Genomic DNA, 22,958 nt, shown 5'->3' with positions numbered 1-22,958 from the left:
AGGGCACTCTTCTGCCCATGCGTCTGCTGGCCGGTGTGCTGTTGCTCGCCACCACCCTGACGGGGTCCAACGACCCCACCGCGGTGGTCGACGGGTGGAAGACGTCACCTGTGTACGTCGACCCGACGCAGCGCTCACTGGTCCCCGACAAGGACGCCGCTGAGCTGGCAGAACGAGTGAGCGGGCACGACCCGGCGATTCGCATCGCGGTCGTGCCCGCTGCCGCGCTGAACCCCGGCGACAAGAGCACAGCGGCACACACGTATGTCGACCAGCTGGTGGACCGGCAGAAGGCTGACGGGGTTTACCTCGTCGTCTTCGGTGGGGCCATCGCCTGGGGGAGTGCTGTCGGAGTCGACACGCCGATCGCGGACATCCTCACGAGGGAGCTGGACAAGCACAGCCGCTCCGACCCGGTCGGCCTGCTCAACGGGGTGCTGGACCAACTCGACGTACCTAAAGCTTCCAAAGGCGCACCCGGTTGGCTGTGGCCGTTGCTGATCGCGTTGGTGGTATTAGCAGCCGGTCTGCTCTTGTGGAGGAAACGGTCGCGCAAGGACGAGGGCCCCGCGCTTTACCGTCCGTCGTACGACGTGTTGCCGGACGAGGTCGACACGCTCGACGAGCGGCGCGCGACCGCGCGGGAGGACGTCACGCGGTTCGGCGAGGAACTGGATGCCGCTGACGTGCGTCTGGACGGCATGGATACGGCAGCGGACGTGCAGGCGGCGATGGATGCGTACGCCGACGCCGGCCGCGTGGTCGATGGGGAACCCGACGACGACACGCTGCGCGAAGTGCGGTCCACGGTCGAGTACGGTCGCTGGCGGCTGGCCTGTGCGCAGGCGAAGGTCGCCGGAACACCCGCACCTGCTCGCCGTGCCACCTGCTTCTTCGACCCCGGCCACGGCACCTCCGTGACGGACTGGATGTACACGCCGCCTGGCGGGCGGCCCCGGGAGGTCCCGGTCTGCAACGCCTGTCGTGAGCGGCTCTCGGGAGGAGCACGATGAAACGTCTGCTCGGCGCGCTCGCCGTCATCACCCTGTGGGTCCTGCCCGCGCCACTGGCGCACGCGGCCGGCGACCCCGACGCGTACATGAACACCGTGGCCGGTCACCTCGGCGACGCCGGCGTCTGGGTCGACCCGGACGTGACGGAGCTGAGTCCCAGCGAGACCGCGCAGCTCGACGCGGCCGCGAAGAGCGCCGGTGCACCGATCCGGATCGCTGTGATCCCTGTGGACAAGATCAGCAAGTCGGCGAACAAGTACTACTCGGTGCCTGCCTGGGAAGGCGAGGAGATCGCGGACCAGCTGTACGACCGCGTCGGCGTCGAGGGCGTGTACGCCGTACTGGTCGATGCGTCGTCGCAGTCCGCCGGTCGCGGGCTGCACGCCGTCCAGCGGGCCGATCACGGTCCGACGTACTTCGTGGGCGACGCGGTGGACCAGGCGGTCGACTGCTGCGCGCCGGACTACGAGTCGATGCTCGAGAGGTTCATCCAGCGCGCACAGGTCGTGAACAAGCCGTTCTACGTCGACGCCGCGCCGTACGCCGGTGGCGTGGCCGGGATCATCGGGCTCTGGGTCACCGTGACCGGGCTGGGTGCCCGGCGCGCACGGCGGCAGGACGAGAAGGCCCACCTGAAGGTCGCGCAGCCGCTGCTCAACGAGGAGGTCATCGCGCTCTCGCAGCAGGTCTCCGCGCTGCCGACGGTCTCGGACCCGCAGCAGTCGAAGCTGTCCAAGGACGTGCTCGACACCGTCGAGAAGGCACGGCAGCGACTCGACCAGGCCAAGGACGACAAGGACATCGAGGCAGTGACGACGCTGCTCGGCTCGGCCCGCTACGGGTTGCTCTGCCTGGACTCCGCACGCGCCGGCAAGCCGATCCCGAAGCCGACCGCGCCGTGCTTCTTCGACCCGCGGCACGGGCCGAGCGTGGCGGAAGTCGAGTGGAAGCCCGAGGAGGGAGCTGCGCGCACTGTGGACGTCTGCTCGGCGTGCAAGCAGCGTGACGAGGCCGGTGAGCGGCCCGAGATCCGGATGGTGAAGGGCTGGCAGATCGAGCGTCCCTACTGGGAGTTCGGCGAGGAGCTGGCCGCGTACGTCGACGGGTACTGGTCGCAGGGCGACGGGCGGCAGTGGTGGTTCCCTGACTCTGACTTCCGTCGGCGGGGTGAGGAGATGCGCGCCCGCTGGCGGTACCGGCGCCCGGGAGCGCGCTTCGGCCGCTTCAGGTCCAACGTCGGTAGTGCCTTGGGCGAGGCAGCGGTGTCCGCGGCCACGGGGTCCAGTGACGACGACGGCTGGTACAGCGGCAGCTCACGGCGCTCGAGTTGGTCGTCGCGGACACGCTCCAGCGGTGGCGGGTCGTCCCGGCGCTCCTCGCGCCGGTCCGGCGGGTCACGGGGCTTCTAGTACCTCAGGCAGGTCTTCACTGTGCAGTACGACCAGTGAGGTGACAGCACGAGTCAGACAGACGTAGAGGCGCCGGAGTCCGGTCCGCTCGTCGGCTTCACCAGAGACGATGCCGGCCGGCTCCACCAGCACCACGTGGTCGAACTCAAGACCCTTGGCGAGAGACGCCGGTACGACGTCCAGGTGTGCATCCACGTCGTCTTCGTCGCCGAGAACCGAGAAAGCGATGCCCTGCAGGGCTTTTCGGGTTGCGGGGACCAGTGCGTCCGGGACGATCAGACCGATCGAGCCGAGGCGCTCTGACACCTCATGGACTGCTGTCACCGCAGCAGCCAGGCTGTCCGGTACGCGGGTGATGGTCAGCTCACCGCGCGCCCGCCGTACCGCGGTCGGCGGTTTGAGGTGCGGAGCGATCGTCGGGAGGAGGCGGGCGGCGTACTCGATCACCTGGCCCGGGACGCGGAAGCCGGCGGTCAGCTCCTCGGTGTGCGCGCTGCTCTTGCCTAGGTGCTTCAGCGCCTCGTCCCACGACGGCGTGGCCCACGGTGTGGTGCCCTGCGCGATGTCACCAAGCACCGTCATCGAGCCGGTCGAGCAGCGTCGACCGACCGCGCGCAGCTGCATCGCGGAGAGGTCCTGCGCCTCGTCCAGCACCACGTGCCCGAGGGACGGCGTACGGTCGACCAGGTCGGCGATCTCGTCGATCAGAGTGGCGTCGGCAACGGACCACTTGGCCGCACCGGGCGACCGCGGCACCTTGTCCCACAGCAACAGCGCCTGTTCCTCCGCAGTGAGGATGCCGTCGGCGTACTCGGCGAGGAGCTCCGGGTCGGTGAAGAGGCGGAAGAGCAGCTTCGCCGGGTCCACAGCCGGCCAGAGCGCGTCGGCGTACTGCTTCACCGGACGGCTGCGCGCGACCGAGTCCTGCACGCGGTCGTCGGGGGAGTCACCGGCTGCCTCCATGCGCAGCAGTACGGCGTGGGCCAGCCGCTGCGGCAGCATCGCGCGGCCGGCGCCGTACCGGATGCCACGGCTCCGCAGCTCGGTGACGAGCTCCTCGGCTTGGTACGCCGCTACTCGCCAGCGGTGCGCTCCGCGCGGCACTACTAGCGACTCCTCGGGGAGTCTGACGTGCGACCAGACGGCCCGGTGCAGTACTTCGGCCATGCGGGCGTCGCCCTTGAGTACGTCGACTAGTGCCGGGCCAGGACCGGCTACCTTCACGCGGGCGACCAGCTCCTCGACGGTGGTCTGTTTCGCCTCGATCTCGCCCAGTGCGGGGAGGACGTCCCCGATGTACCGCAGGAAGCTCGCGTTCGGGCCTACGACGAGCACACCGGCCCGGCTGAGCTGGTCGCGGTACGCATAGAGCAGGTACGCCGCCCTGTGCAGCCCGACCGCGGTCTTTCCGGTGCCAGGTGCTCCCTGCACACAGATGGTGTCGTCGACGCCGGCCCGGACGATCACGTCCTGCTCCGGCTGGATGGTGGCCACGATGTCGCGCATCGGGCCGGACCGTGGGCGCTCGATTTCGGCGTCCAGGATGTCGCTGTGCTGTTCGTCCTGACCGGTCGCGGTGAGGTCCTCGTCCTCGAACGCGGTCATCTCGCCGTGCGTGAAGCCGAACCGCCGACGTACCCCCACGCCCATCGGCTCGGTCTTGCTGGCCCGGTAGAACGGCACCGAGATGTCCGCCCGCCAGTCCACCACCAGCGGCTCGCCCAGCGCGTCGTTCACATGCCGGCGACCGATGTGGAACGTCTCGTCGGTCGGCTCGAGATAGTCCAGCCGCCCGAAGAACAGCGGCACGTCCGGGTCGTCCTCCAGCTCCTTCATCCGCCGGAAGATGGCGGCCTGCAGGTACTCCTGGTTGACCCGGTCTGCGCTGTGGATCTCCAGCGCGCCGGTCTTCTCCCGCATCAGCGCCAGCGCCGCCCGGGAGTTCTTCAGGTAGTCCTTCTCGGCCTGGAGGGTGTCGGACGTATCTGAGGGCATGCTGAAACCTCCGGGCGAGCAGTGGGGAGCCCAGCCACGTTACTTGAGCACCCTGCTCGGTGGAACTGAATTACGGGTCCGTGGCCTGTCGGCGCGTAGGCCGGGCCGGAGCAGGAGGGGCAGGCTGGCCGCCAGGAGGACCAGGGCGACGATGCCGTCCAGCCAGTAGTGATTGGCGGTCACCACGACGACGCTGAACGTGATGATCGGGTGCAGCAGCCACAGCCACCGCCAGCGCGACCGGGTGATCAGGATCATCGACAGTGCGATCAGGGCGGCCCACCCGACGTGCAGGCTCGGCATCGCGGCGAACTGGTTCACCGCGCCGCCGGTGTGGTCCGGGCCGTACACAGACTGGCCGAAGCGCAGGCCGGTGTCCACGAAGCCCGGCATCATCCGCGGCGGCGCCAGCGGGAACGCGATGTGACCGATCAGAGCCAGTCCGGTGAGCGACACCATCGTCCACCGGACATGCGAGTACGCCTTCGGCCGCCAGATGCTCAGCCAGAGCAGTACGGCGGCAGTCAGTGGCGCGTGCACGCCGGCGTAGTACAGGTTCGCGCCCTTGACCAGTTGCGGGAACTGCAGCACCCAGTGCTGAATCGACGCCTCGTTCGGCAGGTGCAGCCAGTTCTGCAGCGACAGCACCTCGTGCGCATGGTCGAACGCCGAACCGGAGTGTCTGGCCGCGAGCTGCCGGCCGGCGCTGTAGACGAGGAACAGGGTCGCGAGCAGGACTGCTTCGCGTACCACTCTCCAGAAAACCTGTGCTCTGCGTTCTTGCCCCACCCGTTCAAGTGCCGCTATCCCCATACCGTTCGACGGTACCTGCTGTTCCCACAGGGTTTGCCCAGGCGCAACCCTGATGTTGCCCTGGGCAACCCCCGATCAGCCCTTCACAGCACCGGTCAGGACGCCCTTCGCGAAGTGCCGCTGCAGGAACGGGTAGATGATCAGGATCGGCACGATCGAGACGACCAGGATCGCCATCTGGATCGACGCCTGCGGCGGGAGCAGTTCGGTGCCGAGCTCCGCGCTGCCGAGTTGGGTGTCGTTGATGACGTACGTCCGCAGTACCAGCTGCAACGGCCAGAGCTTCGAGTCGTTCAGGTACAGCAGCGCGGAGAAGAACGCGTTCCAGTACGCCACCGCGTAGAACAGGCCGATCACCGACAGCACTGCCTTCGACAGCGGCAGCACGATGTTGGTGAACGTCTTCAGCTCGCCCGCGCCGTCGATCCGCGCGCTCTCGGTGAGCTCGTTGGGCAGGTTCATGAAGAACGCCCGCAGTACGACGACATTGAACGCGCTGACCATCGTCGGCACGATCAGGGCCCAGATGCTGTCCAGCAGGCCGACGCCCTTCACGGTCAGGTACAGCGGGATGATGCCGGGGGAGAACAGCATGCTGAACAGCACGACCAGCAGGATCGGCCGCCCGGCGACGAAACTCGGCCGCGACAACGCGTAGGCGAGCAGGCACGACACGGTCAGGCTGAGCAGCGTGCCGACGATCGTGACGAAGATGCTGACGAACAGTGCCCGTGTCACCACGCCGCCGGCGAACAACGACTCGTACGCCGCGAAACTGATCGACTTCGGCAACAGCACCAGACCGCCGGACTCGTTGATCTGCTTGTTCGGCGCCACGCTGGTCGAGATCACCCCGACGAACGGGACGATCACGACGGCGCAGAAGACCAGCAGCACCAGTCCCTTGAAGATCCGCATCGGCCAGCCGGGCATCGGCACGCCCTGCACAATTTTCGGGGGCACGATCTTGGTACTCATCGCTGGTACACCCCTTGCTCGCCGAAGATGTGCGCCACCTTGTTCGCGGTCAGCACGAGGATCACGCCGACGATGCCCTTCACCAGGCCGACCGCCGCCGCGACGCCCCAGGCGCCACCGAGTACGCCGTTGTTGTAGACGTACGTGTCGAGTACTTCACTGACGTCTCGGCCGACCGCCTGCTGCTGCAGGATGATCTGCTCGAACCCGACGGTCAGCGAATCACCGAGCCGCAGGATGAACAGCAGAATGATGATCCCGCGCAGTCCCGGCAGCGTGACGTGCCACAACTGCTTCATCCTCGAAGCGCCGTCCACGCTCGCCGCCTCGTACAGCTGCGAGTCGATCTGGGACAGCGCCGCCAGGAACAGGATCGTCGCCCAGCCGGTGTCCTTCCAGATGATCTGCGACGTCAGCAGGACGTGGAACAACTCGGAGTTCCCGATGATGTTGATCGTCGACAGGTCGTGCGATCGCAGGTAATTGTTCAGCAGGCCGCTGCCGCCGAGCATCTGCTGGAACAGCGCGACCACGATCACCCAGGACATGAAGTGCGGCAGGTACAGGATGCTCTGCGCGATCCGCTTGATCCGCTCGGAGAACAGCGAGTTCAGCAGCAGGGCGAGCAGGATCGGCGCCGGGAACACGAAGATCGACTGCAGGCTGGTGAGGATCAGCGTGTTCTTCAACGCCCGCAGGAACGCCGGGTCGCCGTTGAAGATCACACTGAAGTTCTCCCAGCCCGACCAGTCGCTCGCGCTGATCCCGAGGAACGGCTGGTAGTCCTTGAACGCGATCACGTTGCCCAGCAGCGGCACGTAGTGGAACGCGATGATCAGCGCGATCCCGGGCAACGCGAACAGCAGCAGCACGCGGTCCCGCAGCAGCCGCCGGCCGAGGCTCAACTGCTGCTGCGGGCGCGTCTTGGATCGTTGCAGCATTACTTCCCTGCCGTGTCAGCGAGCGCCTGCTCGAGCTCGGTGCGGATCTTGTCGCCGCCCGCCGCCTTCCAGGACTCCACGCCCGCCTTCCAGTCCGAGACCGGCTTCTTGCCCTGCACGATCTGGCTCTCCAGGTCGGTCATCGTCTTGACCAGCTGGCCCCACTTCTTCGACCCGGTGTCGGAGTACAGGCCGTACGACGCGTCGTACACGAGCCGCTTGGCGAACTTCTCCTGGATCGCGTGCTGCTTCTGCGGCACGTCCGGCTTACCGGCCCAGTACAGCGCCAGCGTCGAGTCGCTGATGTACTGCAGGCCGATCCCGGTCTCCACGACACCGACCTTGGACGGCACCGGGTCCGTGCCCTGCAACGTGTAGTGCCGGCCCGCGACGCCGTACTTGCGGAACAGGTACTCCTCGGTGCCGAACGGCGCCGCCATCCAGTTCGCGACCTTCAGCAAGGTCTCGGCCGAGTGCTGGCTGTCCTTGCTGAACGACGTCACGTTGTTCAGCGCCCCGCCCATCCACGGCGTGCCCGCACCGCTGTCGAAGCCCGGTACGTCGAGCATGTTCACCGCGAAGGCCTCGCCGTCGGTGTTGTCGGCGTAGTACTGGTTCCAGGCCACGAAGCTGTCGTAGTCGAACGCGGCGATGCCGCCGTTGAACCACTGCTTGCGGGCGCTGGCCTTGTCGTTGAACGCGTCCGGGTTGATCACACCGGCGGCGACCATCTTGCGCCCGGCCTCGAGGGCCTGTTCCTGCGCCTCGTGTTCGTACATCGAAGTGAACTTGCCGCCGTCCTGCTTCCAGACATTGGGCAGACCAAGCATCTGCCGGATGGTCGACAGCGGCACCCGGGTCCACGCCCACTTGTTCTGCTTGGCCGCGGTCAGCTCCTTGGCCAGGTCGAAGAACTCCTGGAAGTTCTTCGGCGCCGGGTCCTTGATGCCCTTCGCGGCGAGCAGGTCCTCCCGGTAGAGCACGCCCGACGTACGGGACATGCCGCGCGGCACCGGGACGCCGTAGATGGCGCCGTTGAAGACGCAGCCCTTCCAGAACTCGGTCGGGATGTTCGCCAGGAACGGGTACTTGCTGATCGCATCGCCGGACAGGTGCTCGGTCAGGTCCATGCACTTGGACTTCACCAGGCCGGGGATCTGCGGCGTGTCCGGCGGGATGTTCAGGATGTCCGGCAGATCGCCGCCCGCGATCCGGGTCGCGAACTTGTCCTTGTACTCGTCGTTCGACGCCATGCTGATCTGCAGTTCGGATCCGAGGCGCTTGTTGAGCTCCTGCCAGAACTGGTTCTTGTCCGCGGCCGGCGGGATGGCGCCGGGGATGTTCGTCATGAACGTGATCGGCTTGCCGTCACCAGGAGCCTCGGCAATCGCCTTCACCGGGTTCGCCGGGTACTTCAGGAAGCCGTCCAGCACCACGTCGGTGCCGGGCAGGTCCGGCTTGATCTCGCCGTACTTCGTGTACGTCGGCAGCTTGACGGCCGCGTTCGCCGCGGCGGTGTTCTTCTTCTCGGACGCGCACCCCGCCAGCAGCGGCGTACCCGTGACCGCGACAGCGGCGGCGGCCAGACCACCGCCGAGGAATGTTCTTCTGCTGACCGGCATGAGGCCTCACTTCCATCGGAGGGCCACACCATGACATAGTACGTCCTATGTCTTCAAGAGTCGGCGCTCTGGAAATCTTCGATCCGGCGGAAAGCGGCTACCACACGTTCCGCATCCCGTCGGTCGTGGCGCGTGACTCGCTGGTGCTCGCCTTCTGTGAGGGTCGGCTGCACGGCGCCGGCGACGCGGGTGAGATCGAGGTCGTACTGCGGCGTTCGCTCGACGGCGGCCGGACCTGGCTGCCGCTGCAGGTGGTGTCGGCGGCGCCGGGCAAGACCTGTGGAAACCCGGTTCCGTTGGTCGATCCCACGAGCGGCGCCATCGTGCTGGTGACGGTTGAGAACGGTGCGGACGCGGTCGAGATGTCGCTTGCCCGGGGCACCGATCCAGTCGACGGCCGGCGTGTGTTTGTGCAGCGGTCCGCCGACGACGGTGCGACCTGGAGTCCGACGCGCGAGATCACGGCGGAGGTGAAGCCGGGCGACTGGGGCTGGTACGCGACCGGTCCATGTCACGGCATCACGCTGCGCTCCGGGCGTCTCGTCGTCCCGGCCAATCATTCTTTTGTGCCGTCCGAGCTGCTGGACGACCTGATCCGGTTGAATGGCGGGCACTGCATCTACAGCGACGACGGCGGGGTTTCCTGGTCGGTCGGTTTCGTGGACCGCAACGACGGCGCGGAGATCAACGCGAACGAGACAGCTGTCGCCGAGTTGCCGGACGGGCGGTTGTACTTCAACGCCCGCAATCACCAGGGCACCGGTCCGGCCCGCGTGCACGCCTGGTCGTCCGACGGCGGTCAGACCCTCGATGCGCCGTACGTCGGGATTCCCGAGATCACCGCGCCCGGTATCCAGGGCAGCGTGCTCTGCCTGCCGGACGGACGGTTGCTGCTGTCCACACCGGTGAACCCCACGTCTCGCCGGGAACTGACCGTTTTCGTGTCCGAGGACTCCGGCGGGTCGTGGAAGCCGGACCTGGTCGTGCACGAGGGCATGGCCGGGTACTCCGATCTGGTGCTGCTGCCCGACGGCTCGATCGGGATCTTCTACGAGGCCGGTGAGACCTCCTCGTTCGCGACCTTGCGCTTCGCCACATTCGCCCCAGAGAGGTTGGAGATGTTTTGACCGAGTCCGCCCATCTGACCGGCGTCGTCCCTCCGCTGGTCACTCCGCTCACCCCGTCGTACGACGTCGACACCGCATCGCTGTCCCGGCTGATCCAGTACCAGCTGACCGGGGGTGTGGACGGGGTGTTCGTGCTCGGCACCTCCGGCGAGGGCACGTTCCTGACCGACGAGCAGCGCCAGGTCGTGCTGGAGACGACGGTCGCGGAGGTGGCCGGACAGGTCCCGGTACTGGCCGGCGTCATCGACACGTCGACCAACCGGGTCGCTGCGCATGTTTCGGCCGCGTTGAAGGCCGGCGTGGACGGCATCGTCGCCACGGCTCCGTTCTATGCCGCCACTCACCCTGCTGAGATCGAGCGCCACTTCGTCCGGCTGGCGTCGCTTGCGGGCGACACGCCGCTGCATGCGTACGACATCCCGCCTCGGGCCGGCACCAAGCTACCGGCTGCTCTGGTCATGTCCCTTGGTGAGCAGGGGGTTATTGCCGGGGTGAAGGATTCGTCCGGCCAGGAGACCTCGCTGCGAGAGTTGGTGCTGTCCCGCCGGGAGAAGGCGCTCGACGACTTCGTGATCATGACCGGCTCCGAGGTGACGGTCGACTCGGCGCTGGCGTTCGGCGTGGACGGCGTCGTACCTGGTCTGGGAAACGTGGATCCGGCCGGATACGTGCGGCTGTTCAAGGCAGCGGTGGGCGGTGACGCTGCGGCCGCACGGGACGAGCAGGACCGGTTGTTCCGGCTGTTCGACATCATCAACATGGCGGACCGGTCCCGGATGGGGGCCAGCTCGGCTGCGCTCGGTGCGTTCAAGGCCGGGCTCTACCTGTTGGGCGTGATCTCCTGTCCGGTCACGGCGTACCCCTCGATTCCGTTGAACGACACGGAGATCGCCGCGATCCGGCCGCTCCTGGATCGCGCCGGATTACACTGAGCGGTCCTAGACGAGGGAGGCCGGCAGTGACAACGGGTGGGCTCAGCCGGGCACGTGGTGCGGCAGGGAATCAGTCTTTCATCCGGGACGCGATGAAGTCGTACATCCTGGAACGCGGTCTGAAGGCGGGTGACCCGCTGCCGAACGAGCAGGACCTGATGGCGCAGCTGGGCGTCGGCCGGCACCCGCTGCGCGAGGCGATGAAGGCGTTGCAGGCGGTCGGCATCATCGAGATCCGGCACGGGTACGGCACGTACGTCGGCGAGGTGAACCTGCAGTCCCTGGAGGACGGCCTCGCGTTCCGCATGTCCCAGTCGATGGCCGGCGACCTCCGCGACGTCCAGAACGTCCTGGAGGTCCGCCAGGCCATCGAGGTCGGCCTGGCCGACGACGTGGTCAGCCACTTCAAGGAGCACGGGTACGACGCGCTGGAGCCGATCGTCGAACGCATGGAAGCCAAGGCCGCCGAAGGCAACTACTTCCCCGAGGAGGACTGGGCCTTCCACCAGGCTCTCTACGAACCCCTCGGCAACGCCCTGGTCATCGACCTACTCTCGGTCTTCTGGCGAACCTTCGCCCAGGTAGACGCCCGCCTCCCCGGAGCCCGCTACACCCCCGCCGACGCCGCCGCCTGGCACCGAGACCTCCTGAACGCCCTGCAATCCGGCAACCCCGAAACCTACGCCCACTCCATGAAAAGCCACTTCAACGGCATCCACACCCGCCTAGGCGAATAGTGCGTGCAAGCTCGACAGGACGTATACGTCCACTAACGAGCATCTGGTAGTCAGTGGAGCGTGTTTTGCCCGCTCAACCGGGCACATGTCCTGTCGAGCTTGGCCCCTGTGGATAAGCCAAATCATCAGTCGCCCGTGTGGGGCACCATCCTGGGATGGAATCGGTCGGTGAGGTTCTCGCGCGTTTTGGCGGTTGGGGGACGCGGGCCGGGCTGGTCGGGGCGACTTCCCGTCGCGCCGTCGAGGCAGCGATCGAGCGGGGTGAGATCCAGCGGATCGCCCTGGGAATCTATGCGCTGCCTGACCTTCCGGCCGACGAGGTGGCCGTGCTGGTGTACGACGGTGTCCGCTCGCACGTGAGTGCCGCGAAGTCGCTGGGGCTTCCGTTGCTGCAGACACCGCCGAAGCCTCACATCATGGTCCCGCCCAAGCGCCGCCCACGTCCGGGACCACCCGCTGTCCTGCATTGGGCCGAAACCACATCCGCTGAGCGCCGGAACCGGACCACCTCACTGCTGCGGACCGTCGTCGACTGCTCTCGCATCCTCCCGTTCACCGAGGCATTGGCCGTTGCGGACGCAGCCCTCGCCACAGGCCGGCTCAGCCAGGACGAGCTCCTTGCCGCCACTGCCGCGATGCGTGGCCACGGCTGTCCGAACGCGCGCAGAACAGCCGCAGCCGCGACTCGCCTCTCGGGCAGTTTCCTCGAGTCAATCCTCCGGGGGCTTCTGATCAGTGCAGGTGTCGACGGCTTCGAACCGCAAGTTCTGGTGACCCATGGGGCATTTCGGGCCAGGGTTGATCTCGGGCACCGGAAAGCGCAGCTGGTCTTGGAGGCGGAGGGCTTCGAATTCCACGGATCCCGGCGCGACTTCGCGGCCGACTGTCACCGGTACGACGAGTTGGTGGCGGCCGGGTGGCTCGTACTCCGATTCACCTATGAACAGATCATCGGCGACCCCGCCTGGGTCGTCGCGACCGTCCGCGCCGCGTTGGCTCGGCGTCTTGCTGGCTGACTACGTACAACCTCGACAGGAGATGTCTCTCGAACCTGGCCTGATACCGCATGCATCGAGCGTGCCGATGACCCGCTGACCCCGACACCTCCTGTCGACCTTGCACATCTGGGATCAAGCAAACAGGTTTTCGGCGTCGACGATGGTGTAGGCGTAGCCCTGCTCGGCTAGGAAGCGTTGGCGGTGGGCGGCGAATTCGGCGTCTATGGTGTCTCTCGCGACGATGGAGTAGAAGCGGGCGGTGCGGCCGTCGCCCTTGGGGCGGAGGACTCGGCCCAGGCGCTGGGCTTCTTCCTGGCGGGAGCCGAAGGTGCCGGAGACCTGGATGGCGACCGACGCCTCGGGGAGGTCGATGGAGAAGTTGGCGACCTTGCTGACCACCAGCCGTTTGATCTCGCCGGTGCGGAACGCCTGGAACAGACGCTGCCGCTCCTTCACCGTGGTCTCGCCCTTGATCACCGGACACTCCAGGCGTTCACCGAGCTCGTCCAGCTGGTCGATGTACTGACCGATGACGAGCAGCGGCTCGTCGGCGTGGTGCTCGGCGATCCGCCGTACCAGCTTGGACTTCGCCGGGGTGGAGGCGGCGAGGCGGTAGCGGTCCTCGGGCTCCGCGGTCGCGTACACGAACCGCTCGGTCTGCTCGAGATCCACGCGCACCTCAATGCAGTCCGCCGGCGCGATCCAGCCCTGCGACTCGATGTCCTTCCACGGCGCGTCGTACCGCTTCGGGCCGATCAGCGAGAATACGTCGCCCTCGCGACCGTCCTCGCGGACCAGCGTCGCGGTCAGTCCGAGCCGGCGCCGGGTCTGCAGGTCGGCGGTCATCCGGAAGATCGGCGCGGGCAGCAGGTGCACCTCGTCGTACACGATCAGGCCCCAGTCGCGCGCATCGAACAGCTCCAGGTGCGTGTAGACGCCCTTCCTGCGCGTCGTCATCACCTGGTACGTCGCGATCGTCACCGGACGGATCTCCTTGCGCGCACCGGAGTACTCGCCGATCTCCTCCTCGGTGAGGCTGGTGCGCTTCAGCAGCTCGTCCTTCCACTGCCGCGCGGACACGGTGTTGGTGACCAGGATCAGCGTGGTCGCGGACGCCTGTGCCATCGCGGCCGCGCCGACGATCGTTTTGCCGGCGCCACAGGGGAGTACGACGACACCGGAGCCGCCGTGCCAGAAAGACTCGGTCGCCTGCTCCTGGTACGGGCGCAGCTCCCAGCCGTCGGTCACAAGGTCGATCTGGTGCGCCTCACCGTCGACGTACCCGGCCAGGTCCTCAGCGGGCCAGCCGAGCTTCAGCAGGGTCTGCTTGAGGTGACCGCGCTCCGACGGGTGCACCAGGACGGTGTCGTCGTCGAGCCGGGCGCCGAGCATGGGCTTCACCTTGTTGCTGCGAAGTACCTCCTCCAGCACCGGCCGGTCGGTGGTTATCAGCACCAGACCGTGCTGCGGGTGCTTCTCGAGCCGCAGCCGCCCGTACCGATCCAGCGTCTCCGCGATGTCGACCAGCAACGAGTGGGGGACCGGGTACCGGCTGTAGCGCAGCAGTACGTCGATCACCTGCTCGGCGTCATGCCCCGCAGCCCGCGCGTTCCACAGGCCCAGCGGTGTCAGCCGGTACGTGTGCACATGCTCCGGCGCCCGCTCCAACTCGGCGAACGGCGCGATGGCCTTCCGGCACTCGCTGGCCTCCGCATGCGCCGTCTCCAGCAACAAGGTCTTGTCCGACTGCACGATCAAAGGACCGTCCGACACCCGCAACTCCTATCCTCGCCCCGACCCTCCATTGTGCCTGAATGAATCAACAACCAACCGCGGCGCTGTAGATTGCGCCGGTATGGGAGCTTGGGATGCGTCTGTGTTCGGCAACGACGACGCGGCTGACTGGGCGGGAGACCTGGCCGACGGCGGTACTGCGGCGCAGGTCGAGGAGTTGTTGCGCGAGGTAGCTGGACTGCCCGCCGACGAGCACCTGGAGAGTGGGCTCGGAAGTGAGGCGCTGGCTGCTGCGGAGCTGGTGGCTGCTGCGTTGGGGCGTGGGTTGCCGGCGAATCCGTACAGCGAGGCGGGGCTGGCGTGGGTAGCGCAGCACCCTGAGGTGGCGAAGCTGCAGGAGCTGGCGCGAGCTGCGGTTGAGCGGGTTCGTGGTGGGGAGTCCGAGCTGGTGGAGCTCTGGCAGGACGCTGAGCCGACCGGCTACGAGACCTGGCAGTCGGCGGTCGCAGACCTGCTGACCCGGCTGGCCTGACGCGCCGTTCAGTCCACTGGGCGGGCGGTGGAGATTCGGTGGAGGGCGTAGGTTCGGGGGGTTTCGGTGGTGTCGTCGTAGGCGGTCAGCCAGCCGTCGGCTACTCGGACGGGTTCTACGACGCGTTCGGAGGAGTGGCCGTTGTGGTCGACGTACGCGATCCAGGTGCGGGTGTGGGCCTCGGCGGCGTTGGTGAGGACGGCGATGGTTTCGGCGGGGGCGGCGGGTTCGATCAGGCCGTCGTCGCCGGGGAGTTCGGCGGCGATCCGGTCGCCGGCGCGGACCTTCTCGATGACCGCCTTCACCTGGTCGTCGGTCAGGTCGAACGCGCTCTCGTTGAAGTCCCGGCTGGTACGTCGACGCGGTGCCTCGCCACGTCGCGGCGCACCGGTCACGTGCAACGCACCGTCGAAGGTCTCCGCCAGCGGAGCCAACCCAGCGTCCCGCAACCGGCTCAGCACCATGTCCGGCGGTGACGGCGACACCACCACGGTCGGCGCCAACCGACGGAACCGCACACCAGGCAGGTTCGAGTTGAGCAGCTGGGTCAGTACGTTCTCGTCATCACAGCGCAGGTACGTCGACGCAGTCCCCAACCGCAGTACGCCGTGCCGTCGGGCAACGTCGTCGACCAGGTACGCCAACGGCTGAGGCACCGGCGTACGGGAATGCTCCGCCAACCACGCGTGCAACTGCTCCGCAGTACGCCCGAGGTCGAACGCACGCCGTACCGAGCTCTCACTGAACCGGTAGACGCCAGCGCCGCCGTCCGACTCGACGTCCGCCATGGCGGACAGCTCATCCTGCACGGTCCGCACCAGAGGCCCAGGAGCGATCGCAGTGAGGTCAGCCTGCAGCAGCACCTCAGACACCGGCTCCGGCATCAGAGGACTGATCGCCTCGGCCAGCTCGTCAGCAGTCGGCTCAGGTCCCAGCAACGGCTTCGCGTGTGCCGCCAGCGCGCCCAACCCGGTCAGCCCGAGCAGTGCGGCCTCTGACACGCTCCACTCGACCAGGTCGTCCCGGAACTGCCCACCGCGCCGTGGACGATGCCAAGCCACCCACATCACCACAGTCTCCGGAGCCGGCGCAGTACCCGCACCAGCCTCAGCCAGCGCCTGCAACGCCAGCACCCGGATCTCCGGAGCCAGCAACCGCTCCAGGTCCGGTGCCAACGCGTTGATCAGCCGCTCCCGTGCAGCCGCAGTACTGCCGGTGCTGTCCCGCCGCCCGATCAGTCCGATCGCTCTGAGGCCGGAGAACCACGCCATGACGAGCTGAGCCCACCGATGCGCCAGGTCCAGCTCTAGCCAGTCGTCGTAGGCACTAGTCGGCAGCCACAGCTCACTGGTCCCGACTTCCACCGCGGCAACGAGTCCAGCGGCGTACGCCATCTCCAGCACCGCCGCAGCGGTCTGCTCTTCCGCACCGATCTTTCCGGCCAGACTGCGCACCTCACGGACGCCAACGCCACCTGTGCGCAGTACCGGCGGCGGCTCGGTCCCCAGCTGCTCCAGGGCCCGGTCAACCAGCCGCACCAGGTCGAGCGCAGCACCAGCCGCGGCCCGGTCAGCGATAGCGGCCGACACCCTCTTACCGGCCAGCGGCGGCGGCACCGGCCGTGTCGACGCCAGCACCCGCCCGCCCCGTAGGTGCAGCCCGATCTGCCGCGGCAGCACGACCGTGTTCGCATCCTTGGGTACGACGAGACCGCGCGCCAGCAACCGCTCCACCGGCGTCCGGGCCGACGCGATTGTCACCGGCCGGTCGGCCTTCTCCACCGAACCGGTCGGCGGACCCCAGGTGAGCTTGTCGAGTACGGCGCGCGCGTCCGGACCGGCATCGTCGATCAGCTTGTCCAGATCACCGAAGTGCCGCGTCGTCGTCGGACCGAGCCCGGCCGGCGTCGGACCGAGCAGCTCGTGCACCGCACGGATCGGCCGCAGGTCGTCCTCGGTACCCCAGACCAGAGCGAGGTCCAGCAGCTCAGTCACCCGCGGCTGCACCACCTCCACCGGCTGGTCGACACCCTGCGCCAACAGCTCCAGGTCCACCGGCTCCGGCAGCGCGGACAGTGACTCCAACAGGTCCACACCGAACTCGTCCAGCCGGTTGATCGCCCGCGCAGCCGACGCATTGCTCGTTGCACGTGCGGCCAACTGCCCGGTGTCCGCAGGAATCGGCAGCGCCAGGTCGGGCCGCCGCCGCAGCAGCTCACCGAGCGCAGCGTCACCCCAGCCCCGCAACGCCTCAGCGAGGGTACGGGGGCGGGTCGGCTCGGTCGTGCTCATCCCTACAACGGTACGGGATCCGCGCCGAGGTCGGTCAGGATCCGGGCTACGGTCTCGTCCAGTGCACTGCCCGGGCCGATCACGGTCTGCTCGATCCCGTCGAGTACGTCGTGCTCCCGGTACCATTCCTGCATCGCGTCCGGGCCGAACTCGTCGCAGTTCGGCTTCGTCCGGTGCCGTACGACGGTCTCCGCGAACGGGATGTCGAAGTAGTAGTGCAGCGTCGTCCCGCGGTGGTCCGACGTGAGCCGCCGCAGCATGTCGCCGTACCGGTCCGCGGACATGATCCCCTCGAGCACCACGTCGTACCCGTGGTCGAGCGCGTAGCGGACGTTCAGGTCGATCAGTCCGATGTTCACGCCGCCCGGGACGTCGCGCTCGCGGAGCAGGATCCGGCGGAGGTGGTCCTGCTCGACCCACGCCGTGCCGCGGCCCAGACGTTCACGCAGCGTCCGGGCCGTGGTCGACTTGCCGGAGCCCGAGTTCCCGCGCAGTACGACGAGGCGGGTACCAGGACTCCCGGTCACTCAGCTGCTCCGGCGTGCCCGATCCGGTGGAATCCGACGCGTTCGTAGACCGCTGCGACCGCGTCCGACTCGGCGGACAGCAGCACCAGGTCCACGCCGTTGCCCAGCGCGTGCTCGACCAGTGCCGAGGTCACGGCGGCAGCCAGGCCGCGGCGACGCATGGAAGGCAGTGTGCCGACGCCGACGATCTCTGTGGTGGAGTCGACCGGCTGGTGAGTCCCGCTGGCCACCATGCCGTCGTCGGTGAACGCACCGGCAGTGACTGCCACGCCGCGGAGCGCCCTGCTCTGCAGCGCCAAGACCGTGTCGGTCGACATCGCAGCAGCCGCTGTATCCCTCTCGGCCGGTCCTGCCGTGCCGACACCAGTGCCCGGCTCGCTGAACGCGAGCCCGGCGACCGCACGCGCGTGCCGGACCGCCTCTTCGTCAGCGGAGAGGATCTCGCAGCGGGCGTCAGCCTTGGCAGGGCGGAAGTCAGCGCGCTCCAGCACCAGCAGCGGGTGCTGGACCACGTTGAGACCAGCTGCGGCCGCAGCGTCGCCCAACGAGGGACAGGTCTCCACAACCCACTCGAAGCTCAGCGGGATCCCCAGCTCGGCACACCGCGCGCGCACCAGCTCGATGTCCGCCGGCTCGATCGTCACCCCGGAGCCGGGCACCGGGCGCGCGTAGTACGGCCAAACCGTCGTACTGCGGAACAAAGCGAACGGGCCGACCTGTTCGGCGACCGAACCGGACAACGGGACCCTGTGCAGGTAGTCATCGACTCTGGTGATCATCGCGAAGCAGTGAACCACCCAGAAAGTCCACACGCCACCAGATATGTCGAAGCGTCTCAGGCGGCTCCGACGTCCCGTACGTCAGCAACGACGACGGAGGAGCAGCAGATGGAGAAAGTGACGTCCGCGGACGGTACGACGATCGCCTACGACCGCCTGGGCAGCGGGCACCCGCTGATCCTGGTCGGGGGAGCACTGTGCGATCGGCACGCGCTCCGGCCGCTGGCCGACGAGCTGGCGAACCACTTCGACGTGGTGACCTACGACCGCCGCGGCCGCGGTGACTCCGGCGACAACACGCCGTACGACGTCTTGCGCGAAGTGGACGACATCTCCGCGCTACTGACAGCTGTCGGTGGTACGGCGGCGATCTACGGGCACTCGTCCGGTGCGGGACTGGCGGCGATCGCAGCGAGCAGGCTGCCGTTCACCAAGGTCGTGCTGCACGAACCGCCGTACGGGCCGGACGACGTGGACCCGTCGGACGACGGCGGGCAGGTGCTCGAACTGATCCGGGACGGCCAGAACCGGGAGGCGGTCGAGCTGTTCCTGCTGATGACGGGCATGCCCAAACCTGAAGCGCTCCAGATTGCCCCGGGCGTCGCCGAACTCGCGCCCACGCTCGCCTACGACTTCGCCGTCATGGGTCACGAAGGCACCACCCCGGTCGAGACGCTCCGAGCGATCAAGCCGCCGACCCTCGTCATCGCCGGTACGGCGACGGCGCCGTTCATGCTCGACGCCGCGCACCGCATCGTCCCGATCCTGCCGAACGCGAGCCTCAGAGAACTACCCGACCAGCATCACGTCGTACCGCCGGAACTGCTCGCTCCGGTGATTCAGGCGATGATCTCGATCGACACCTTGTCCGGGTAGAAGGCGACGTGGTCGCGGATGTCGGCGACCGCGTCGTACGGCTGCTCGTACGTCCAGACCGCATTCTCGCCGTCCGCCCCGGCGGGGAGGAGACTGTAGTACGACGCGTCGCCCTTGTACGGGCAGTAGGTCTGGTGCTCGGTGCGCTCGAGGAGCGTGAGGTCGACGTCATCGCGCGGGATGTACTGCACCGCCGGGTAGTTCGCCTCCTGCAGCGACAGCGCGTCCCGGGTGTCCGCGATGACCTGGTCGCCGACCTTCACGACCACCCGGTCCGGGTTCTTCCCCACGGTGATCGGGTGGTCCGGTCCGGGAATCTTCACAGTCTTGTCCGCCATAACCCCTGACAACCCCGGTCGCCGCGAAGGCATTCCCCGGTGGATCATGGCGGACGTGGAGCTACGGCAGATCCAGTACTTCGTCACCGTCGCCGAGGTACTCAACTTCGGCCGCGCCGCCGAGGAGCTCGGTATCGGCCAGCCGGGCGTGAGCCAGCAGATCGCCCGCCTGGAGCGCGAGCTGGACGTCCTGCTCTTCGACCGCTCGGCCCGCGCGATCCGCCTGACCGAGGCGGGTCAACGGTTCCTGCCCGCGGCCCGCGCCGTACTTGCCGCCGTCGAAGCCGCCCGCACCGCCGCCACCGGCAACCCCGGTCGTATGCTCCGCCTGGGAACCAGCACCGGACTGGGCGAACGGCTGGAGACCGTTGTCGCGGAGCTCTCCGCCGAAGGTCTCCACGTCGAGCTGACCAGCGCCTCGACCCGCGCCCGCCTGGACCGCGTCCGCAGCGGCCAGCTGGACGCAGCCTTCGTCCGCGGACTCGACGAGGCGGCCGGCCTGGAGTTCGTCCCGGTCTGGGACGACGCGCTCCTGATCGCCCTTCCCAGGTCCGCCGCTCCGGACGACGAGATCTCCTTAAAGGACCTCCGCGAGCTGCCGCTCCGGATCACCGAACGCCGTACGAACCCGCCGCTCGTCGACCTGGTGATGTCGGCGTGCGCGGCCGAGGGTTTCGAACCGGTGCTCGGCCCGCGCTCCAGCAGCCTGCAGGACACGCACGCCGCGATCGGCGCCGGCAGCCCGAGCTGGACCGTCATCTACGAGTCACACGCCCGCCTGCTCCGCGAAGGGCGAGTCGTGTTCCGGCGACCAGATCCGCGGCTCGCGCTGACCACGAGCCTCGCGGTCCCGGCCGGTACGACGGTCGGCGGCGACCTCGCCGTACTGCTGGAGGCGTGCCGGAAGGCGTCCGATCAGTTCGAGTGATCGGAGGACATCGGAACTGCGTCTCGTTCCCGGCGGCCGGGAGGACTGGAATGGGCTCAGAACCCAACAACGAAAGGAAATCCGATGCCCATCGTCACCGTCCTGCAAGGCCCGCGGACCCCGGAACTCAAGCGCGACCTGGTCCAGAAGGTCACCGACGCCTTCGTCGACAGCCTCGGCGTCCCGGCCGAGAGCGTCCAGGTCTGGATCCAGGAGACCCCGCCGGAGAGCTGGGCCGTCGGCGGCACGCTCACAGCCGACAAGTAAACCCCAGTGACTCGACGGCGGGCAGTAAAGGCTGGTCGTCGGGTCACTCCGCGGTGAGCTCGACCACCAGACACGGGCCGCCGTCGAACGCGCCGCCGTCGATGCCGAGGGCGAGACCGTCGGCGTACAGGTGCGGGCCGGTCAGGAACTGCGGGTCGATGCCGAGCTGGTCGGCGACGATGCTGTGGCCGTGCACGATCCGGCGCCCGCCGAGGTGCTGGAGCAGGATCCGGGCCACCTCCGGACCGCTCGGGCCGCGGAACGCGTAGCGCGACGTCGTCCGGCGCCAGATCTCCCACCACACCTCGATGTCGTCCGAGTGCAGCTCGGCCCCGGCCGTGGCGTTGATCTGGTCGATCGTGTCGCCCCACTCGACGTACTCGGCGGTGTCGGAGTGCATCAGCAACTGGTCCGCGTCCAGTCCGAGCAGCGGTTGGTCGAGCAGCCAGGCGACGTCGTCGTCGGTGAGGAGCTCCTGGTCACGGTCCTGGCCGCCATTCAGGGCCCAGGAACGCTCGAAGCTGCGCAGCGTGATGCCGTCGTGCGGGACGAACGTGTCGCCGAACTTGTACATCCCGAGCGCGAGGATCTCGTGGTTGCCGAGCAGCATCCGGATCGCGCCGTCCGGCGCCTGGTCGATCAGGCCGCGGACGTACCGCAGGACGCCGATGCCGTCCGGGCCGCGGTCGAAGAAGTCGCCGAGGAACCACAGTCGGGTGTCCTCGGCGGTCTCACCGACGCCCGTCCAGTTGCCGTCGGCATCGGTGAGGCCGGCGGCGTGCAGTGCGGCAGTCAGTTTCTCCAGGTGGCCGTGGATGTCGCTCACGGCGTACACCCGGGTCACGTCATCCCCGCAGGGTCAGCACGATCAGTACGACGTTGAGGGCCGTGACGGCGGTCGCTACCAGGCATGCGGCGAGAGTAGTCGCCTTCCGGTTGACCAGGTCACCCATGACGCGCCGGGAAGCGGTCAATCTCACCAGCGGCCACAGCGCGCACGGGATGCCGAAGCTCAGCACGACCTGCGAAACCACGAGTGCGCGGCTCGGGTCGATGCCGATCGCAAGGATCAGCAGGGCGGGGATGAGGGTGATCAGGCGCCGGACCGGGAGCGGGACGTGCCGTTTCCAGAAGCCGTCCAGGATCACCGAGCCGGCGTAGGTCCCGACCGAGGAGGACGCGAAACCGCTGGCCAGCAGGGCGAGCGCGAACAGCAGGGCCGGTAGCTGGCCGAGCCGGTCGCCGATCGCGAGGTGGGCGGCGTCGAGCGAGTCGGCACCGGAGCCCTTCAGCGCGGCCGCGGCGACCACGACCATGGCCAGGTTGACCGCGCCGGCCAGTGCCATCGCCACTGCCACGTCCACCCGGGTGGCACGCAGTACGCGCGACTTGCCGGACTCGGAGCGGATCGTCTTCCAGTGCCGATCGGTGACGAGTGCGCCGTGCAGCCAGATCGCGTGCGGCATCACGGTCGCGCCGAGCATGCCGGCCGCGAGCACCAGTGAATCGGTCCCGTCCAGCCGCGGCACCAGTCCGCCGACCACACCGCTCGCGGACGGGTCCGACTTGACCGTCGACACGACGAAGCCGACCAGGACGACGGCGAGCAGTCCGATGATCGCGGCCTCGAACGGTCGCTGGCCGCGCTTCGACTGGTAGATGAGCAGCGCGAACGAGACGATGCCGGTAATCACGCCGCCGACCAGCAGCGGGATGCCGAACAGCAGGTTCAGCGCGATCGCGCCGCCGACCACCTCGGCCAGGTCGGTCGCGATCGCCACCACCTCGGCCTGCGCCCACAGCCCGGTCGACGTCGACCGGCGGAAGTGGTCACGGCAGAGCTGCGGCAGGGTCCGCCCGGTCGCGATGCTGGCCTTGGCGGCCAGATACTGCACCAGGACGGCCATCAGGTTGGCGCCGACGACCACCCAGCACAGCAGATAGCCGTACGTCGCACCGGCGGCGATGTTGGTGGCGAAGTTGCCCGGGTCGACGTACGCGACGGCAGCGACGAACGCCGGTCCGAGCAGTAACAGCCCGGACCGACTCAGTTGCCGCCGCAGCGGAGCCGGTGCATACATGAGAGCAGTCTGTACGACGCCGCCGACAACGCAACCCCTG

The 22,958-nt window shown here is 68.0% G+C and carries 22 protein-coding genes; 10 read left to right on the top strand and 12 right to left on the bottom strand.

What is annotated here, in order from left to right; genetic code table 11:
- The first annotated feature begins 17 nt into the window (after nucleotides 1–17).
- Nucleotides 18–1,013 carry a hypothetical protein gene (locus tag ACLJOO_RS04925; protein ID WP_410785615.1) on the top strand — a complete coding sequence of 332 codons (996 nt, stop codon included), beginning with the start codon at nucleotides 18–20 and terminating at the stop codon, nucleotides 1,011–1,013.
- A complete protein-coding gene (locus ACLJOO_RS04920) occupies nucleotides 1,010–2,422 on the top strand; it encodes a hypothetical protein (RefSeq protein WP_410785614.1) in 1,413 nt (470 codons plus the stop codon). Before ACLJOO_RS04925 ends, ACLJOO_RS04920 begins: the two co-directional genes overlap by 4 nt.
- Here ACLJOO_RS04920 and ACLJOO_RS04915 read toward each other — a convergent pair.
- The 5 genes from ACLJOO_RS04915 to ACLJOO_RS04895 all read right to left on the bottom strand — a co-directional run bounded on the left by ACLJOO_RS04915 (nucleotide 2,408) and on the right by ACLJOO_RS04895 (nucleotide 8,771).
- Nucleotides 2,408–4,417 carry a HelD family protein gene (locus ACLJOO_RS04915; protein ID WP_410785613.1) on the bottom strand — a complete coding sequence of 670 codons (2,010 nt, stop codon included), beginning with the start codon at nucleotides 4,415–4,417 and terminating at the stop codon, nucleotides 2,408–2,410. The two genes, ACLJOO_RS04920 and ACLJOO_RS04915, sit on opposite strands and share 15 nt — an antisense overlap.
- A gap of 39 nt (nucleotides 4,418–4,456) precedes the next feature.
- A complete protein-coding gene (locus tag ACLJOO_RS04910) occupies nucleotides 4,457–5,170 on the bottom strand; it encodes a phosphatase PAP2 family protein (protein ID WP_410785612.1) in 714 nt (237 codons plus the stop codon).
- A 135-nt stretch (nucleotides 5,171–5,305) separates the two neighbouring features.
- On the bottom strand, nucleotides 5,306–6,208 hold the full coding sequence (locus tag ACLJOO_RS04905) for a carbohydrate ABC transporter permease (RefSeq protein WP_410785611.1): 903 nt from the start codon (nucleotides 6,206–6,208) through the stop codon (nucleotides 5,306–5,308).
- Entirely contained in the window at nucleotides 6,205–7,149 is a 945-nt protein-coding gene (locus ACLJOO_RS04900) for an ABC transporter permease (RefSeq protein WP_410785610.1), read from the bottom strand. Before ACLJOO_RS04900 ends, ACLJOO_RS04905 begins: the two co-directional genes overlap by 4 nt.
- Complete coding sequence (locus tag ACLJOO_RS04895; RefSeq protein ID WP_410785609.1) at nucleotides 7,149–8,771, bottom strand: extracellular solute-binding protein; 1,623 nt, start codon at nucleotides 8,769–8,771, stop codon at nucleotides 7,149–7,151. The genes ACLJOO_RS04900 and ACLJOO_RS04895 overlap by 1 nt, the downstream gene beginning before the upstream one ends.
- A 47-nt stretch (nucleotides 8,772–8,818) precedes the next feature.
- Here ACLJOO_RS04895 and ACLJOO_RS04890 point away from each other — a divergent pair, with 47 nt between their 5' ends.
- The 4 genes from ACLJOO_RS04890 (at nucleotide 8,819) to ACLJOO_RS04875 (ending at nucleotide 12,583) form a co-directional block, all read left to right on the top strand.
- Nucleotides 8,819–9,898 (top strand): sialidase family protein, encoded by a 1,080-nt coding sequence (locus ACLJOO_RS04890; protein WP_410785608.1) that lies wholly within the window; start codon nucleotides 8,819–8,821, stop codon nucleotides 9,896–9,898.
- Entirely contained in the window at nucleotides 9,895–10,830 is a 936-nt protein-coding gene (locus ACLJOO_RS04885; protein WP_410785607.1) for a dihydrodipicolinate synthase family protein, read from the top strand. Before ACLJOO_RS04890 ends, ACLJOO_RS04885 begins: the two co-directional genes overlap by 4 nt.
- A 26-nt stretch (nucleotides 10,831–10,856) precedes the next feature.
- Nucleotides 10,857–11,567, top strand: a complete 711-nt coding sequence (locus tag ACLJOO_RS04880) for a FadR/GntR family transcriptional regulator (RefSeq protein ID WP_410785606.1) — start codon at nucleotides 10,857–10,859, stop codon at nucleotides 11,565–11,567.
- Between the two features lie 155 nt (nucleotides 11,568–11,722).
- Nucleotides 11,723–12,583 (top strand): DUF559 domain-containing protein, encoded by an 861-nt coding sequence (locus ACLJOO_RS04875; protein WP_410785605.1) that lies wholly within the window; start codon nucleotides 11,723–11,725, stop codon nucleotides 12,581–12,583.
- Between the two features lie 114 nt (nucleotides 12,584–12,697).
- Here the strand turns inward: ACLJOO_RS04875 and ACLJOO_RS04870 are convergent, their stop codons facing one another.
- Nucleotides 12,698–14,338: a DNA repair helicase XPB gene (locus ACLJOO_RS04870; RefSeq protein WP_410785604.1), complete on the bottom strand. Its 1,641-nt coding sequence runs from the start codon at nucleotides 14,336–14,338 to the stop codon at nucleotides 12,698–12,700.
- A gap of 82 nt (nucleotides 14,339–14,420) precedes the next feature.
- Between ACLJOO_RS04870 and ACLJOO_RS04865 the strand changes: the two genes are divergently transcribed.
- Nucleotides 14,421–14,831, top strand: a complete 411-nt coding sequence (locus ACLJOO_RS04865) for a DUF4259 domain-containing protein (RefSeq protein ID WP_410785603.1) — start codon at nucleotides 14,421–14,423, stop codon at nucleotides 14,829–14,831.
- An 8-nt stretch (nucleotides 14,832–14,839) separates the two neighbouring features.
- Here ACLJOO_RS04865 and ACLJOO_RS04860 read toward each other — a convergent pair whose 3' ends face one another.
- The 3 genes from ACLJOO_RS04860 to ACLJOO_RS04850 are packed head-to-tail and all read right to left on the bottom strand — an operon-like array spanning nucleotide 14,840 to nucleotide 18,428.
- Nucleotides 14,840–17,122 (bottom strand): helicase-associated domain-containing protein, encoded by a 2,283-nt coding sequence (locus ACLJOO_RS04860; RefSeq protein WP_410785602.1) that lies wholly within the window; start codon nucleotides 17,120–17,122, stop codon nucleotides 14,840–14,842.
- A gap of 2 nt (nucleotides 17,123–17,124) precedes the next feature.
- Entirely contained in the window at nucleotides 17,125–17,649 is a 525-nt protein-coding gene (locus tag ACLJOO_RS04855) for a kinase (RefSeq protein WP_410785601.1), read from the bottom strand.
- Entirely contained in the window at nucleotides 17,646–18,428 is a 783-nt protein-coding gene (locus ACLJOO_RS04850) for a GNAT family N-acetyltransferase (protein ID WP_410785600.1), read from the bottom strand. Before ACLJOO_RS04850 ends, ACLJOO_RS04855 begins: the two co-directional genes overlap by 4 nt.
- Before the next feature lie 108 nt (nucleotides 18,429–18,536).
- On the opposite strand from ACLJOO_RS04850, the gene ACLJOO_RS04845 reads away from it, so the two are divergent.
- Nucleotides 18,537–19,304: an alpha/beta fold hydrolase gene (locus ACLJOO_RS04845; RefSeq protein WP_410785599.1), complete on the top strand. Its 768-nt coding sequence runs from the start codon at nucleotides 18,537–18,539 to the stop codon at nucleotides 19,302–19,304.
- Here ACLJOO_RS04845 and ACLJOO_RS04840 read toward each other — a convergent pair.
- Nucleotides 19,268–19,642: a DUF427 domain-containing protein gene (locus ACLJOO_RS04840; protein WP_410785598.1), complete on the bottom strand. Its 375-nt coding sequence runs from the start codon at nucleotides 19,640–19,642 to the stop codon at nucleotides 19,268–19,270. The genes ACLJOO_RS04845 and ACLJOO_RS04840 overlap by 37 nt on opposite strands.
- Nucleotides 19,643–19,688: 46 nt before the next feature.
- Here ACLJOO_RS04840 and ACLJOO_RS04835 point away from each other — a divergent pair, with 46 nt between their 5' ends.
- Both ACLJOO_RS04835 and dmpI read left to right on the top strand, forming a co-directional pair.
- Nucleotides 19,689–20,570, top strand: coding sequence for a LysR family transcriptional regulator (locus tag ACLJOO_RS04835; protein WP_410785597.1), 882 nt, complete (start codon nucleotides 19,689–19,691; stop codon nucleotides 20,568–20,570).
- An 84-nt stretch (nucleotides 20,571–20,654) separates the two neighbouring features.
- Nucleotides 20,655–20,837: a 4-oxalocrotonate tautomerase DmpI gene (gene dmpI, locus ACLJOO_RS04830; protein ID WP_410785596.1), complete on the top strand. Its 183-nt coding sequence runs from the start codon at nucleotides 20,655–20,657 to the stop codon at nucleotides 20,835–20,837.
- Nucleotides 20,838–20,880: 43 nt separating this feature from the next.
- Here dmpI and ACLJOO_RS04825 read toward each other — a convergent pair whose 3' ends face one another.
- Both ACLJOO_RS04825 and ACLJOO_RS04820 read right to left on the bottom strand, forming a co-directional pair.
- The gene (locus ACLJOO_RS04825; RefSeq protein ID WP_410785595.1) at nucleotides 20,881–21,663 is read right to left on the bottom strand and encodes a metallophosphoesterase; all 783 of its coding nucleotides are present in this window, start codon (nucleotides 21,661–21,663) and stop codon (nucleotides 20,881–20,883) included.
- A gap of 19 nt (nucleotides 21,664–21,682) precedes the next feature.
- Nucleotides 21,683–22,918: an Nramp family divalent metal transporter gene (locus tag ACLJOO_RS04820; protein WP_410785594.1), complete on the bottom strand. Its 1,236-nt coding sequence runs from the start codon at nucleotides 22,916–22,918 to the stop codon at nucleotides 21,683–21,685.
- Nucleotides 22,919–22,958 lie beyond the last annotated feature (40 nt).

It is taken from the genome of Kribbella sp. C-35 (assembly GCF_046549195.1).
Lineage (GTDB): Bacteria > Actinomycetota > Actinomycetes > Propionibacteriales > Kribbellaceae > Kribbella.
This window is presented reverse-complemented; position numbering and strand designations above follow the sequence as displayed.